The sequence below is a fragment of the Lactobacillus ultunensis DSM 16047 genome (assembly GCF_001436305.1).
In the GTDB taxonomy this organism is placed as follows: Bacteria; Bacillota; Bacilli; order Lactobacillales; family Lactobacillaceae; genus Lactobacillus; species Lactobacillus ultunensis.
Map to the genome: position 1 here is coordinate 1 of NZ_AZFO01000039.1, position 15,102 is coordinate 15,102.

15 protein-coding genes are annotated in these 15,102 nt (G+C 36.5%); 6 read left to right on the top strand and 9 right to left on the bottom strand.

Annotated elements, in window-relative coordinates; all coding sequences use genetic code 11:
* Positions 1 to 261: 261 nt before the first annotated feature.
* A complete protein-coding gene (gene coaBC / locus FC57_RS09130) occupies positions 262 to 1,449 on the bottom strand; it encodes a bifunctional phosphopantothenoylcysteine decarboxylase/phosphopantothenate--cysteine ligase CoaBC (RefSeq protein WP_007125514.1) in 1,188 nt (395 codons plus the stop codon).
* A gap of 99 nt (positions 1,450 to 1,548) precedes the next feature.
* On the opposite strand from coaBC, the gene FC57_RS09135 reads away from it, so the two are divergent.
* Together FC57_RS09135 and FC57_RS09140 are read left to right on the top strand one after the other, a co-directional pair.
* Complete coding sequence (locus FC57_RS09135; protein WP_040529380.1) at positions 1,549 to 1,818, top strand: hypothetical protein; 270 nt, start codon at positions 1,549 to 1,551, stop codon at positions 1,816 to 1,818.
* A gap of 102 nt (positions 1,819 to 1,920) precedes the next feature.
* A complete protein-coding gene (locus FC57_RS09140) occupies positions 1,921 to 3,105 on the top strand; it encodes an aminotransferase class I/II-fold pyridoxal phosphate-dependent enzyme (RefSeq protein ID WP_007125512.1) in 1,185 nt (394 codons plus the stop codon).
* On the opposite strand, the gene FC57_RS09145 is transcribed toward FC57_RS09140, so the two are convergent.
* The 7 genes from FC57_RS09145 to prmA form a co-directional block, all read right to left on the bottom strand.
* Positions 3,080 to 3,463 (bottom strand): hypothetical protein, encoded by a 384-nt coding sequence (locus FC57_RS09145; RefSeq protein ID WP_148449533.1) that lies wholly within the window; start codon positions 3,461 to 3,463, stop codon positions 3,080 to 3,082. The two genes, FC57_RS09140 and FC57_RS09145, sit on opposite strands and share 26 nt — an antisense overlap.
* An 82-nt stretch (positions 3,464 to 3,545) precedes the next feature.
* Positions 3,546 to 5,399: an aspartate--tRNA ligase gene (gene aspS / locus FC57_RS09150; protein WP_007125510.1), complete on the bottom strand. Its 1,854-nt coding sequence runs from the start codon at positions 5,397 to 5,399 to the stop codon at positions 3,546 to 3,548.
* Positions 5,400 to 5,404: 5 nt separating this feature from the next.
* Positions 5,405 to 6,691, bottom strand: a complete 1,287-nt coding sequence (hisS, locus tag FC57_RS09155; RefSeq protein WP_007125509.1) for a histidine--tRNA ligase — start codon at positions 6,689 to 6,691, stop codon at positions 5,405 to 5,407.
* Between the two features lie 293 nt (positions 6,692 to 6,984).
* Positions 6,985 to 7,422, bottom strand: coding sequence for a D-aminoacyl-tRNA deacylase (dtd, locus tag FC57_RS09160; RefSeq protein WP_007125508.1), 438 nt, complete (start codon positions 7,420 to 7,422; stop codon positions 6,985 to 6,987).
* Positions 7,422 to 9,662 (bottom strand): RelA/SpoT family protein, encoded by a 2,241-nt coding sequence (locus FC57_RS09165; RefSeq protein ID WP_040529379.1) that lies wholly within the window; start codon positions 9,660 to 9,662, stop codon positions 7,422 to 7,424. Before FC57_RS09165 ends, dtd begins: the two co-directional genes overlap by 1 nt.
* Before the next feature lie 14 nt (positions 9,663 to 9,676).
* Positions 9,677 to 10,039 carry a hypothetical protein gene (locus FC57_RS09170; RefSeq protein WP_007125506.1) on the bottom strand — a complete coding sequence of 121 codons (363 nt, stop codon included), beginning with the start codon at positions 10,037 to 10,039 and terminating at the stop codon, positions 9,677 to 9,679.
* 55 nt (positions 10,040 to 10,094) lie between these two features.
* Positions 10,095 to 11,039: a 50S ribosomal protein L11 methyltransferase gene (prmA, locus tag FC57_RS09175; RefSeq protein ID WP_007125505.1), complete on the bottom strand. Its 945-nt coding sequence runs from the start codon at positions 11,037 to 11,039 to the stop codon at positions 10,095 to 10,097.
* Between the two features lie 62 nt (positions 11,040 to 11,101).
* On the opposite strand from prmA, the gene FC57_RS09180 reads away from it, so the two are divergent.
* The 4 genes from FC57_RS09180 (at position 11,102) to FC57_RS09195 (ending at position 13,428) form a co-directional block, all read left to right on the top strand.
* A complete protein-coding gene (locus tag FC57_RS09180; protein ID WP_007125504.1) occupies positions 11,102 to 11,611 on the top strand; it encodes an aminoacyl-tRNA deacylase in 510 nt (169 codons plus the stop codon).
* A gap of 314 nt (positions 11,612 to 11,925) precedes the next feature.
* Positions 11,926 to 12,294: a hypothetical protein gene (locus FC57_RS09185; protein WP_040529378.1), complete on the top strand. Its 369-nt coding sequence runs from the start codon at positions 11,926 to 11,928 to the stop codon at positions 12,292 to 12,294.
* A 163-nt stretch (positions 12,295 to 12,457) separates the two neighbouring features.
* Complete coding sequence (locus tag FC57_RS09190; protein WP_007125501.1) at positions 12,458 to 13,009, top strand: hypothetical protein; 552 nt, start codon at positions 12,458 to 12,460, stop codon at positions 13,007 to 13,009.
* A gap of 146 nt (positions 13,010 to 13,155) precedes the next feature.
* Entirely contained in the window at positions 13,156 to 13,428 is a 273-nt protein-coding gene (locus FC57_RS09195; RefSeq protein WP_007125500.1) for a hypothetical protein, read from the top strand.
* A 144-nt stretch (positions 13,429 to 13,572) separates the two neighbouring features.
* Here the strand turns inward: FC57_RS09195 and FC57_RS09200 are convergent, their stop codons facing one another.
* On the bottom strand, positions 13,573 to 15,057 hold the full coding sequence (locus tag FC57_RS09200; RefSeq protein WP_007125499.1) for a glycosyltransferase: 1,485 nt from the start codon (positions 15,055 to 15,057) through the stop codon (positions 13,573 to 13,575).
* Positions 15,058 to 15,102: the final 45 nt, after the last annotated feature.

Here is a 15,102-nt window from a genome sequence, read left to right on the forward strand (position 1 = left end):
TACTTGACTTTACGTAGAAAAGAAAGGGCTGATTTTCGTTATCAACTCTTTCCCTTCAGTCTCTTAATTCCCACAACCTATAATACTAGCTTTTGACGCACAGGCAAGCACTTTTTAGAGCTTCTTAAGTATTTTTTGTTATTCTTAACAAAGGACTTTATTGTATGTCAAGCTTCTTCATTACTTACGAGTGTTATATTACAAAAGCGTTACATCTATCAATTTTGCCGGATTTTTGAGTTATTCTATACAAAGATAGCTTTAAAATTCAAAAATTTCCTTTAGCAAACGTAATGCAATTTGATTTTTACTCATTCTAGGCCATTTTTCAATTTTACCCTTTTGTTTCAAAATAATAACCTGATCCTCATCATTGCCAAAAACATTCTTGGATACATCATTAGCTACAATCATATCTGCACCCTTGCTTTGCAGCTTCTTTTTTGCATTTTGTAATAAATCATTAGTTTCTGCCGCAAATCCAATGACTTTCTGATTATCTTTTTTATTATGAGCCACTTCTCGTAAAATATCTTTAGTTTTAACAAGAGTTAATTGTAAACTTGTCTGATCTGCTTGCTTTTTCAACTTATGATCAGCTACTTTCTTCATTCGCCAATCTGCCACAGCTGCAGCCATAATTAAAATATCGCTTCTAGCAAATTGTTTTTTTACTGCCTGAAGCATATCCTCACTGCTCTCAACATGAATTAGTTCTATATTTTTGTCTTGAGGTAAGGTTACAGTTACATTTCCATAAATCAATTTCACATTAGCACCTAATTTTGCTGCAGCTTTTGCTATAGCAATACCCATTTTGCCACTTGAGCGATTACCAATAAAGCGCACTGGATCAATTGCTTCCTCTGTTCCACCAGCAGTAACTACAAGCGTCTTGCCTTGTAAAACATTTCTTTCATTAAGAAATGTTTCTACCCAAGTTGTAATTTCATCTGGTTCTGGCATTCTTCCTTTAGCCACATAGCCTTCCGCTAGCATCCCTGTCGCTGGTTCCATCACATTAACACCATTTTCTTTTAAAAAGGCGATATTACGCTGTGTAGCCGGATTCTCCCACATCTGATCATTCATTGCAGGGATAACCAGTTTGGGAGCTGCAGTAGCCAAAATAGTAGTACTGGCAGCATCATCGGCTATTCCCATGGCCATCTTTGCTATGAAGTTTGCAGTAGCTGGCACTACTACAGCTAAATCTGTCCATCGAGCTAAATGAACATGCGGGATGTTAGCTTCATTTTCTTTACTCCATAAATCATCTAAAACAGGATACTTAGTTAAAGCAGCTAATGTATTTGAAGTTACAAAATTTTCTGCATTTTTTGTCATTACTACCCTAACAATATGACCTTTTTTCTCCAAATTACGAATTACTTGAACTGCCTTATATACAGCAATTCCACCTGTCATGTAAACGGTTATCTGTGCCATCCTTTGCTTCCTTTTTATAAATAAATTCTTGATTTTTATTTTATCATTAAACCAAAAAATAGTAGAATAGCTAGCAGGGATTAGTTTTTGGAGGATAAATTGAGACTTATATTAAACTTATTTGCGGTCTGTTTGACTCTCATTGGCCTTTCCGCATGTAGCGGTGGCAATGATACGCAGCCTCCCGCAACTTTAAATAAAAAAGTAAATACTGTTAAAGTTATTGATCAACCTGTATCAATTCAACGACAAAATAAACCAGTCAAGCCATTAAATCAGAAGCTGCCATGTACTCCTGTACAATTACAGTTACCTAAGAAAAGGACTGTTTACACTAACTTAAATGGAATTTTAAAAACTAGATCTTAATGAGGAAAATGATATAATTCATTTCTTTTTATTTTGCTTAAAAAGTTGTCATTCATTAACTAGTACTTTAAAATTTAATTATTACAGAAAGGAACTTTACATATGCCAAATTTATCTAGTGATTTACAACCTATTATTAATAAAAGGCTCAATAACTTATCCGCTTCAAAAATTCGGGCATTTGATCAAAAGGTTTCAGGTATCCCTAATATTATTAAATTAACCATTGGAGAACCTGATCTTGCTACACCAGAACATGTTAAAGAAGCAGCTATCCGCGATATTAATGCAGATGATTCACATTATGCCCCACAGGCAGGTAAGCCGCAGCTACTTAAAGCAATTAGTCGTTATCTTGATCGTTCACTAAATGTTCATTATGATCCAGATAGTGAAATCTGTGTTACTGTTGGCGCAACCGGTGCATTAAACGATGTCTTCATGACCCTTCTTAATCCAGGCGACAAGATTATTGTACCAACTCCTGTCTGGGCACTTTATTTTCAACTCATCAAGATGACAGGTGCCACTCCTATTCAAGTAGATACTAAAAAAGATGGTTTTATTTTAACCCCTAAACATTTACGCCATGTCCTAAATGGTCGCGGTAAAGGAGCAAAGGCCATTATTTTAACTGATCCATCCAATCCAACTGGACGCGTTTATCCAGCTGAAACACTAAAGGAATTGGCAAAAATCATTAAAGAATATAAGATCTATTCAATTACGGACGAAATCTATGCGGAATTAGTTTACGGTGGAGCTGAACACCATTCGTTATCTCAGTACATTCCCGACCATAATATTCTCATCTCCGGTTTATCAAAAGCATATGCTATGACAGGTTGGCGTTTAGGTTACATTGCGGGTCCTAAACAAATCATGCAAAGCATTCGCAAGATAAATGCTTTCTTAGTCACTTCAGTTACTGATAACGTTCAAATGGCTGCCGTTGAGGCTTTGAATAATGGTCAAAATGATCCTAAAGAAGCAAGAGAAATATACGAAAAACGGCTTAAATTCATGCAAACTGGTTTAGAAAAACTAGGCTTTGAAATGGCTACTCCACACGGTGCCTTCTATATTTTTGCTAAAATTCCAGAAAAATATGGAACAGATGATGAACAGTTTGCCTTTGAATTAGCTCAAAAGGCTAAAGTTGGTTTAACGCCAGGCCGCTATTTTGGTAAAGGCGGCGAAGGTTATGTTCGCATTTCTTACGCTTCATCAACCGCGCAATTGGAAGAAAGTTTAAAACGAATCAGTAATTTCGTAAACGAGCTCTAAAATGAGCTTTTTTAATGATTTCAATCTGCTTTTTATTCGCTACTCCATGGCTAACTTGACGTGCACAGTAACGAACTATGCTACTTTTTATCCATTTGGTTCCTACTAAGCTTTCCTCTATTCGGGACGCATGATCAGGTCCGAAACCCTTTCCCGGACGAATTCTATCTAGTCGCCAACTAGGATAAGTAATTAGCTGAGCTTTAGGTGTCTTAGTATGAAAACGAGCCTCATAGCGCCAAGAATTTTTATACCAAACATATTTTATTTGTCGATATCCTTGTTTATTCTCCAAAGTCATTTTGGCATCTAATGGAATAAACCAAGGAGCTATTTTACGTAATTTAAAATAATTCACTATATCCTCGCATTTCAAATTTAGGATACAACAAAAGGAGATCTCTTTCGAGATCTCCTTTTTGTATATCTTCTCTTTTAAATTACTTGTCCCAAGTTGAATTTTCTTCTGCATCTTCTGCAGCCATCTTCTCAAGACGAGCTTCGGTTGCCTTTACACTATCTTGATATTTGTTTTCAACTTCAATACCCAAGTCATTCAATTGTTGATCAGCAACTGGGGCTGGAGCGTGCATCATTGGTTCTGAAGCGCTAGCATTCTTAGGGAATGCCAAAACGTCACGGATATTATCCTTATCAGCAAGCATCATGGCAAATCTATCAAGACCGATAGCCAAACCTGCGTGAGGTGGGAATCCCATGTCTAAGGCATCCATCAAGTAACCAAATTGTTCGTAAGCACGTTTCTTGGTAAAGCCTAATGCCTTAAACATGTTCTCTTGAATAGAACGCTTGTGGATACGGATTGAGCCACCACCCATTTCGTCACCGTTCATAACAATATCGTAACTACGTGCATGAGCCTTATGTGGTTCAGTGGTCAAAAGCTTAACGCCTTCATCATCTGGCATGGTGAATGGGTGGTGAGCTGCTACCCAGCGGCCAAGACCTTCATCGTATTCAAATAATGGCCAGTCAACAACCCATACAAAGTCATAAACGCCCTTAGGAATAATACCAGTTTCATGGGCAAATTCACGACGAAGGTGGTTCAAACTATCACAGCAAACCTTCCACTTATCAGCGATGAATACTACTAATTCGCCGCCTTCAAGATCAAATTCTTTCTTCAAAGCTGCCTTGTTTTCGTCAGTCAAGAAACGAGCAACAGGACCTGAGAATTCACCATCTTCAAACTTAACCCAAGCTAAGCCCTTAGCGTGGAAACGCTTGATGTAGTCTGCCTTCTTATCAATCTTCTTACGTGAATATGCTTTAGCACCGTTCTTAACAGCAATACCCTTAACAAAGCCGCCACCAGCAATTGCACCTGAGAAGACCTTAAAATCACTATCTTTAAAGATTGGGCTTAAGTCATGAATTAACATGCCGTAACGAGTATCTGGCTTATCACAACCATATTTATTCATTGAATCAGTCCAAGTGATACGCTTAATTGGAGTCTTAAGATCAATGCCTTTAACATCTTTCATGATCTTCTTCAAAAGACCTTCAGTGTAACCTTGAATAGTTTCTTCATCAGCAAATGACATTTCCATATCAATTTGCGTAAATTCTGGTTGACGGTCACCACGCAAGTCTTCGTCACGGAAACAACGAGCTAACTGGTAGTACTTATCAAAGCCAGCACCCATCAATAATTGTTTAAACAATTGTGGTGATTGTGGCAATGCATAGAAGCTGCCTGGGTAGATTCTTGATGGAACTAAGTAGTCACGAGCACCTTCTGGAGATGACTTACCTAAAATTGGAGTTTCAATATCAATAAAGCCATTTTCGTCAAAGAATTCATGTGTAGCACGCAAAATCTTTGAACGTAAAATGATAGCTTGTTGAACTTCTGGACGACGAAGATCAAGGTAACGATACTTCAATCTAGTTTGTTCTGAAATTTCAACACCATTTTTAATTTCAAATGGAGGGTTCTTAGCCTTGTTCAAAACGATAATGTCAGTAGCGTCAACTTCTACTTGACCAGTCTTCATATCAGGGTTAACTTCTGAACGCTTAACAACCTTACCCTTAACTTGCAAAACATATTCATTGCCAAGTGAGTCAGCGATATCCATTAATTCTTTACCAGAATCTTTGTTAACCACAATCTGTACAAGACCTTCACGGTCACGCAAGTCAATAAATACTAAATTACCCAAGTTACGTACACGTTGTACCCAACCATAAAGATTTACATCTTGACCGATATACTTTTCAGTAATATTGCCACAATAGTCTGTTCTTTTTTCAATCTTTTCCATTGTTATTAGTCCTTTAAATCTTTCATTACTTTACTCATATCATTGATGTCTTCAAGATTCAGATCAATGGTCTTACCATCAGCTAAACGTTTAACATTTAAGATACCGTTTGCCAATTCCTTTTCACCTAAAGTAATTACATACTTAGCATGATCACGATCTGCCTTCTTGAATTGAGCTTTCAACTTCTTTTGGTTAACATCAAAGTCAGCTTCAAAGCCTTGCTTACGCAAACTTCTAGTAATTTCAATTGCCTTTTGAGCAGTGCCTTCACCAATATTAGTAATGAAGAAATCAATACCATGTTGTTTGAATAAAGCCGGGTTTTGCTTTTCCAAAACCAACATTAATCTTTCTTCACCGATACCAAAACCAACGGCTGGAGTAGCTGGGCCATTGAATTCTTCAACTAAGTGGTCATAACGACCACCACCTAAGATGGTAGTTGCTGATTCCCAAAGACTCTTATCTTCCACCATGAATTCAAAAATCACACCGGTGTAATAATCAAGACCACGTACTAAGTCGTCATCAATAACGTAGTCAATACCTAATTGATCAAGCATCTTCAGAATGGTTTCAAAGTTTTGCTTTGAATCATCGTCCAAAAAGTCACGAATCTTAGGAGCATCTGGTAAGAACTTCTTGTCGCGATCATCCTTAGAATCCAAGATACGAAGCGGATTATCACGTAATCTTCTTTGTGAATCCTCTGATAATTCATCCTTCACAGGTGTAAAGTAGTTAACCAAAGCATCGTGATAGTCTTGACGAACTTGTTCATTACCCAAAGTATTAATATGCAATTGGTAGTTCTTAACGCCAAGTTCACCAAGTAAGTCGTGACCCATCATAATAGTTTGAACATCTGCTAATGGGTTGCTTGAACCAAAGCTTTCTACACCAATTTGGTGGAATTCACGTTGACGACCAGCTTGTGGTCTTTCATATCTAAATGTTGATTCCATGTAGAAAACATTGAATGGCTTAACAACTTCTGGAGCGTACATTTTATCTTCTACATAAGCACGTACAACACCAGCAGTTCCTTCTGGACGAAGAGCAATATGACGACCACCTTTGTCATTAAAGTCATACATTTGCTTTTCTACGATTTCAGAACTGTCACCGCTTGAACGTGAGAAAATTTCGTAATTTTCAAAACTTGGTGTACGAATCTCTCGGTAGTTCGCACGATTAAAGAAATTTCTGGCAACTTCTTCGACCTTTTGCCATGAGCCAGATTGGTCAGGTAAAATATCGACTGTACCCTTAGGTTTTTGAACTCTCATTTAATCATCCTTTTTTATATTTTGATAACTTTATTAAAAATAAAAAGCGCCCTTGAACTAAATCAAGGGCGCTTAGATCAGCACGGTACCACCTTTTTGGTTGCTGCGATTAACGCTCGCCAAACGATCCATTATCTGTTAAAGGTGTCACAGACCGCGATCTATCTGCTCTTTCACCACCATGAGCAGTCTCTTTAAATAGACCATTGCTAATCTACATTCTTTGTCATCGATAATTCTTTTTTAGCTTATATTTTTATTGCAGTAAAGTCAACCTTTGTAAGCGATTTTATCTAAAGATCTAATACAATAGTGAATGGTCCATCGTTTTCTAAGCTAACTTGCATGTCTGCACCAAACTCACCAGTTTCAACATGGAAGCCATCATTTTCAAGTTCCTTGTTAAAATCCTCCCATAACTCTTTAGATTTTGGTGGACGCATAGCATCAACAAAACTTGGACGATTTCCCTTTTTAGTGTTAGCCATCAAAGTAAATTGACTTACACTCAAGATTTCACCACCAACATCCTTTAAAGACAGATTAGTTTTGCCATCTTGATCTTCAAAAATACGCATTTTAGCAATCTTGTCAGCAGCTTTTTTAACTACAGGGAGTTCATCCCCATTCTTGATGCCAACTAACAGCATAAACCCTTTACCAATTTTACCAACAGTTTTGCCTGCAATATCAACTTGGGCATGATTGACTCTTTGAATTACAACTCGCATTAATTATCTGACCTCTTAGTTTCATAAACGTCTGGGATATCACACAATTTACTCAGAATTTCATCCAACTGACTAGAATTACTTACAGCTACAGTAACGTAAATATGAGCAATGTTATCCTCATTAACCTTACCAGAAATATTATTGATATTCTTAGTAAGTGAATTCAGCTTATTAATTACATCACTAAGCAAATTAGAACGATTATAGCCAAATACTTCAATGTTGGCATTGAACGATTGAACACTGTTTTCTTCAACATTCTCCCATTCAACATCAATTAAACGACCTTGTTCTTCCGCTTCTTTGGTAATATTGCGACAGTCAGCACGGTGAATAGTAACACCACGTCCCTTGGTAACATAACCAATAATTTTATCGCCGGGAACTGGATTACAGCATTTGGCAAGATGAAGCATTAAGTCACTAACGCCTTGAATCATGACGCCATTCTTATGCTTTACTTTCATTGTAGAATTTGAATTTTTCTTTGGCTGTTCTTCATGAATTGATTGTTGCCCAGAATTCAAAATCTTTTCTTCACGTTCTTTTTGCTTCTGCTTTTCATCTTCACGCCGCAAATCAACTGTTAAACGGTTAACAACAGCTTGAGCAGATAGGTCACCGAAGCCAACGGCAGCATATAATTCATCCTCAGTATGGTAGTTAAAATGATCCAGCAGTTTTTCAATATGTTCCTTGTCCATAAATTCCTTAGGAGCAAGGCCTTCTTCTCGAAGCATATCAGCTACCATTTGTTGACCATGTTCAATGCTATCCTCACGATCCTGGCCTCTGAAGTAACGCCGAATCTTGTTGCGTGCTCTTGAAGTCTTAACGATATCTACCCAGTCACGTGATGGAGCAGCATTAGTCTGCGTCATGATTTCAATTACATCACCGTTTCTCAGCTTGTAGTCCAGTGGTACCAGCTTATTATTCACCTTGGCCCCCACTGCATGACTACCAACTTGCGTGTGAATTGCATAAGCAAAATCCAGAGTAACTGAACCCTTAGGCAATTCATATACTTCACCCTTAGGAGTAAAGACGTAAACACGGTCAGAAAAGATATCACTCTTTACTGACTTCATAAATTCGCCAGCATCCTTCGTCTCATCTTTTAATTCAAGAATCTCACGAACCATATCAAGTTTTTCGCCTGAAGTGGTTTCTTGAACACCGGTAAAGTTACCACGTTTATAAGCCCAGTGAGCAGCGACACCATATTCAGCAACTTGGTGCATAGCTTCAGTTCTAATCTGAATTTCTAGTGGACGACCACCAGGTCCGATAATAGTTGTGTGCAAGGATTGGTAGCCATTAACTTTCGGCATGGCAATATAGTCCTTAAAACGTCCTGGCATTGGCTTCCATTCAGTATGTACAGCACCTAAAACCGCATAACAATCACGAACGTTTTTAACAATTACTCGCACAGCAAGCAAATCATAAATTTCATCGAAGTCCTTGTGTTTGTTAACCATCTTCTTATAGATGGAATAAATATGCTTAGGACGACCATAAATCTCATATTTGATACCAAGTTCATCTAAAGTCTTCTTTAATGTCTTAATGGTGTCAGCAATGTATTTTTCACGTTGACTTCTCTTAACATCCATTAAGTTAACAATGCGGTAGTAAGCTTCTGGATTTAAGTAGTGGAAACTCATATCTTCCAGCTCCCACTTAATAGTACCAATACCTAAACGGTCAGCCAGAGGTGCATAAATGTCCATTGTTTCGGAAGCGATTCTGCGTTGCTTATCTGGACGTAAATGTTGCAAAGTATGCATGTTATGTAAACGGTCAGCCAATTTGACCATAATCACCCGCAAATCCTTGGCCATTGCAATCAACATCTTACGGTGATTTTCAGCCAAAAATTCTTGGTGAGACTTATATTCATATTTGTTTAACTTAGTAACGCCATCAACAATAAAAGCTACATCTTCGCCGAATTTTTCCTTTAACTCATCATTTGTTACAGGTGTATCTTCAACCGTATCATGAAGAAAGCCAGCAGCTACCGTATCTGGATCCAGTCCCAAAGTTGCCAGCGTACCAGCTACTTGAGTTGGGTGAATAATGTAAGGTTGTCCGGATGCCCGTTTTTGTCCAGCATGAGCTTTATTAGCAAATTCATATGCTTTCTCAACAAAGGCAACTTGCTTATCATTCATATATTTTTTGCAGGCATCAATTACCTGGTCATGAGTCATTTCAACATATTTGGACATAATGGTCATCCTCTCTAACGGTAAATATTTTTATTCATTAAACCAAAAACTTCGATTATTAAATAAATCAAGCCAAACATTAAATTATAAAGAGCAAATTTGGGCAAAATAGCCAAACAGAAAACTATTGGCATCAATAATATCCACCATTTATTTAATTGAAGTTTAATGATTAGATTCCCTACGTGATAAGCAATAAAGCAATTAATCACAAAAAACAAAACCCCAATTCTCCAAACAATGGGTACGCGACAAATGCTAAAAGCATAAGGCAAAATTGCCACCAACAGGCTCCACCAGACAAGCGGCATCCATTTGTGGGTATTTAGCTTTTTAATTATCGAAATTTCTTCTATCTTATCCCCGATTTTTTTCATTAAAAGATCGTGCCTCTCATCAAAGTTTAATTTAATTTCTATTATTTTACCACGTTTAGCTATCTTTTCTAGTAATTGCTAGGCCAATCCAACGACCTTGTCTCATAGTTAAATCAATCTTAAAGCCATTTTCATTCAAAGCCTTTTTAATCTTAGGCAACTGCAAATAATCAATACCAGAAAAGATTACTTCGCCACCTTCATTTAAATGGGCATCCATTTGAGGAATTAAATCTAATAAAATCTCAGCTAAAATATTAGCCACAATAATATCAAACTTGCCTTTAACGTCAGCTAATAAACTAGTCTTTTGTACACGAATATTAGTCAAATCATTCAAAGCTGAATTTTGCTTAGTGGCTGTCATGGACTCATCTGAAATGTCAGTAGCTAAAACATCAGTTGCACCGAGTTTAGAAGCTGCAATCGCTAAAATACCACTACCAGTACCAACATCAACCACACTCATTGGCTTAACCATTGCACGTTCTAGTCCCATCATTGCCAATTGTGTAGTCTTATGATTACCGGTACCAAAGGCTAAGCCTGGATCAAGCTTAATTAACTGTTGATCTTTAAATGCTGGCTTGTAGTCCTCCCACTTTGGCACAATAGCCAAGTGACGAGAGAAATCAATGACGTGGTAATATTTTTGCCAAGCAGTGTTCCAATCTTGATCCTTAATATAGGAAATAGAAATCTTACCATCGCCAATATTCAAGCCATAGCCTTGAAGTTCCTTGAGCTTTTCTGCAAACTTTTTAACCAACTCGTCTTTATCAGCTTCTTCATCAAAATATGCATAAAAGTAGGTATCTTTAGGCAAATCCTTAATGTCGTCCATTTCAACAACAGTTGAATCATGTAACCAACCTGCTTGTTCAAAATCACTACGTTTTCTAGACTCAATACCAAGAGCATTTAAGTTATCAAGGGCAAAAACGCCTAAAGCATCTTCCACTTCATGGCTAGTATCAATTTTAATAATCAATAATTTCATTTAAATATAAACTCCTTTGGGATTTTCTTTGAGCAATGCTATCATGAATAAAGGTGATAAATATGTCAAAGAAGAAAAATAAAAAGAATAAACTTGAGAAAACATTAGTCGAAAAAATTTTAGACCAACATAAGGTCAAGTATCGTCAAGCCGAATTTGCGGTCACCGAAGATAAAGGTGGAGTTGCGCAAATGGACACTTCTATTCTAAAAGACAAAGAGCATTTAGTCTATAAGACCTTAGTCTGCGAAGGAAATAAAACTGGTCCACTTGTCGGGGTTGTACCAATTACTGAACATTTAAGCATGAAGAAATTGGCTAAAGTTTCTGGCAACAAAAAATGTGAAATGCTTCCTTTAAAAAAACTTGCTAAGACTACTGGTTATGTCCATGGTGCCAATACGCCAATCGGAATCTTTCATACTCACCACTTCCCTATTTATTTGGATGACACAATGAAAGGTGAAGAAGAAGTCGGTGTATCAAGTGGTAAACTTGGGCGTAGTATTTTTTTAAATCCTGCAGATTTAGCTAAGATTACAAAAGCCAAGTTTGCAGATTTACTTGAATAAAAGCGTTTACAATCTATTTAGTCATCTAGTCTTTTTTCTACCTAAAGTCAAGTAATATAACTATTTTATTGCATTATTTTTCTAAGTATTGCAGGTGCGAATATGTGAAGTCTAATAAAATAGTTAAATAATAACAAACATGCAGAAAATTAGATATTGATGAAATCTATGGGCCTTATGATAGCAGTACTGGCCTTTTTTAAAATGAAAATACCGCATTTGAAGAGTTCTTACGCAATCATTTATATGTTTATGAAAATGGCAAAGAAAATCCTATTTCTTATGAAACTTTTATAACAGCTAGAAATAAGGTGGTGAGGGACGTTCAAGCTGCTTATGAGCAAGGCGAACTGAAACAAGCTCAAAAAGACTTAGAAAGCCTCTCTGATATTAATAAAATTCATTTTCACGTAAATGGTACATTTAAATATACATATGTTAACGGTTTAACTCATGACTGGAGTAAGAACGGTGGGATTGAGGGTAAAAATGATAATAATACCTCTATAAAAAATCCACACAGCAGTTTCTTCATTCAGATGGATACATTTTTACCAAGTAATATGCCTTTTAGTTGGGTAGTCCCAGGTAACGGTCCATCAACCATTATTAGTACTACAACACCCACCGCTACAGTTTCAAGTGACGGCAATAATGGGGACCTCTACATATACTGGTTTTAATAATGGTTTAAATGGTTAGAGCAATCCAGCTAAAGAAACTGCTAAAATTTATTTTGCTGACGTAAATGATCCTAATAATGTACTAAATCTAGATAATAAGGTAAATGCTCCATTTAATGGTAGTAATCAACATGGAGCTACCATTGAAACGACCATCCAATTCATGAATGTTCCTGAAGCAATTAATAAACATATTATTGGGAAGTATGATTATTCGAGCCGCTATGCTGGGAACAATTACAATAAGTTTCTAACTAAAATCGGATATGGCAATTATTCATTTGCACCTAAAAACTTCACTTTAAATTTTGTACATACTCAAAAGAAGGTTTCTGAACCCAAATTTATTGATGAAGTTATTAAGTATGTTGATGAAATCAATAAGAAAATAGAATTAGCTCCTAAGTTTACTTCAACTTCTAAGAGTTTTACTAGATCTTTTAAGGTCGATCTTGCCAGTGGTAAGATAATTGGCGCAAACAATACTCTATTAGGTACAGTTGATACCTCAAAATTAAAGTTTAACAGCGACGGTAAGATTGATCCTGATTCAATTAGACTAACACCTGGTAAACTTCCTGATTGGACTATTGACACTAAGCAAGTTGGAAAGATTGACTATACTACACAAGAATCAATCAATGCTTTACCAGTTGGTACTTCTCATATTGTGATTGTTGTCCCTTATGTAAAACACTCCACCTACATCTTCTAAGTCAACTCCAACTCAGCTTACCACAACTAAACCTACTGAGCAGCCTGGTCAGCCAACCTCACCAATTTAACCTACCCATCATAAGAAAGTTCATCATAATAAGACTCCTAAGACACCTAACAACTGGAATACTAATAACAATCCACATGGTGAGCATAGCAAACAAAGGTCGTAGTAAGAGAAATAGTCATGGCTATAATTATACAAATAATCCTAAAGGTGAAGCTCATAATAATGGCCCGAAGGGCGAACACAACATAAGTCCTAAGGGCAATAATTTGAATCAATCCAAAGGCATTTTACCTAAGGGAACAACTCTCGCTGAAAATGGAACAGCTACTAACCTCAACAAGCAGTCATCTGCAAAAAACTTGCCACAAACTGGAGAAAATGAATCCAAATTAGACTTATCGGCTTAAGCTTAGCTACTCTCACTGGATTAATCAGCTTAGTTATCGATAGAAGAAAACACAAAAACTAATTTTTCGACAAAAACTAATTTTTCGATACATAAGAAAACAGACAGGAAATAAAATTTCTGCCTGCTTTTTTTACCTATTTTTCTAAAGTATCTTTTCTGATTTCAAAAAACTATGCCAAGCATTCGCCACATTATCAAAACTGTATTTCCATTTACTTTCATAAGCATTCTTTGAATATTCTTCAATAACTTCAGGATTACCTAATAGAAAATCAAGCATTTCAATTAATTCAACTTCATTCCCACTCTGAATCAGTCTAACATTATACCCATTACTAATAATTTCACTCGGACCATAATTGATGTCATAACTAACTGCAGGACAGCCATGTTCTTGCGCCTCCAGTAAAGCCATTGCAAATCCTTCATACTTGCTAGTTAAAACTTCTAACCAAGCATGATTATAAACTTCAGTCAAATCTTGCTTATACCCACTAAACAAAATATAACTTGCTGCTCCCAATTGTTTAACCAAATTACGCAATTTAGGTTCTGTCTGTGCATCCCCATAACCATAAAAACTTAAGGTCAACTCAGAAAACTTATCATGCAGTTTAACCACAGCATTAATAATCTGATCTAACCTCTTTACGGCATCCAATCTCGCAACTGCAATCAAACTATATGGCTTACGCTCACTAAACGGAACTTGAACAATATTATTCTTAGTAAAGGTAACCGGAATGGCATAACTATGATCTGTATCAAATAAATTAGCTGCATCATCAGCTTCCGCATCAGTTGAAGAAATCAACCCTGTTAAGCTACCATTCTTAAGCATTGCTCCAATTCTCTGATAGATATCAAATACTTCACCATTTACCTGTCCATCAGTAGTCAAAGCAGAGTGAAAAATCATATAGCGGGGACATTTTTCATGCATTAATCTAAACGCATCCAAAGTATAATCTGACCTATCTGCATAAAGCACAGCATGAGTATCATTTTGGCAAATTTCATCTAAAAAATAAGCCCTAAACTCTGCTAAAGTATCAAAATCACGCCAATTATTTGATTCATTCAGTTGGATCAAAGTCAAAACAGGCTGATTATCGTCAGAACCACGATAATGCATCATAATTTTTGCTTTGCCTGCATTGTCATAGTATTGCCGCATTACTAAACGGCTTTTATCTTCATAAAATTCCGAGTACGCTACACAGCCATCATCATAAAAGTCTACTCTATCCAAGAAGCCCCAGCGATCATAATAATTAGCTGAATATAAACGATTTTCGCGCAAAACTATTTGCAACCGTCTCTTTCCATCACGATAAGCAACTTTGTCCTTCACTTCATAGTTTGAACTGTGCAAAATTCGTTCAATTAATTCATCATCGTTACTAACTTCAGTTTTCAAATCTAGTTTTTGATAATACTGAAACATATTTATTACATACTTGCTAGATTTCAAACTACGTTGAGCATCATCATGCCATAAGTTATATTCAACTTCTATTATTTTTGCTTCTTCATCAAAGCTCTTAAACAAATGGACTCTCTGCATTTGAGCAATTTCAATTGCTGAGGGTGTGGGATTCTCTTGACTAGTTATAAAATAATGCATAATTTTTCCTCATAATCTATCAAAAAGTGTCTGGGAAAAAACTAA

What these genes read in the sequence shown, in the direction of transcription:
- coaBC (WP_007125514.1), bottom strand. Translation starts at nt 1,449, where the DNA reads ATGGCACAGATAACCGTTTACATGACAGGTGGAATTGCTGTATATAAG.
- FC57_RS09140 (WP_007125512.1), top strand. Translation starts at nt 1,921, where the DNA reads ATGCCAAATTTATCTAGTGATTTACAACCTATTATTAATAAAAGGCTC.
- aspS (WP_007125510.1), bottom strand. Translation starts at nt 5,399, where the DNA reads ATGGAAAAGATTGAAAAAAGAACAGACTATTGTGGCAATATTACTGAA.
- hisS (WP_007125509.1), bottom strand. Translation starts at nt 6,691, where the DNA reads ATGAGAGTTCAAAAACCTAAGGGTACAGTCGATATTTTACCTGACCAA.
- dtd (WP_007125508.1), bottom strand. Translation starts at nt 7,422, where the DNA reads ATGCGAGTTGTAATTCAAAGAGTCAATCATGCCCAAGTTGATATTGCA.
- FC57_RS09165 (WP_040529379.1), bottom strand. Translation starts at nt 9,662, where the DNA reads ATGTCCAAATATGTTGAAATGACTCATGACCAGGTAATTGATGCCTGC.
- FC57_RS09170 (WP_007125506.1), bottom strand. Translation starts at nt 10,039, where the DNA reads ATGAAAAAAATCGGGGATAAGATAGAAGAAATTTCGATAATTAAAAAG.
- prmA (WP_007125505.1), bottom strand. Translation starts at nt 11,039, where the DNA reads ATGAAATTATTGATTATTAAAATTGATACTAGCCATGAAGTGGAAGAT.
- FC57_RS09180 (WP_007125504.1), top strand. Translation starts at nt 11,102, where the DNA reads ATGTCAAAGAAGAAAAATAAAAAGAATAAACTTGAGAAAACATTAGTC.
- FC57_RS09190 (WP_007125501.1), top strand. Translation starts at nt 12,458, where the DNA reads ATGAATGTTCCTGAAGCAATTAATAAACATATTATTGGGAAGTATGAT.
- FC57_RS09195 (WP_007125500.1), top strand. Translation starts at nt 13,156, where the DNA reads ATGGTGAGCATAGCAAACAAAGGTCGTAGTAAGAGAAATAGTCATGGC.
- FC57_RS09200 (WP_007125499.1), bottom strand. Translation starts at nt 15,057, where the DNA reads ATGCATTATTTTATAACTAGTCAAGAGAATCCCACACCCTCAGCAATT.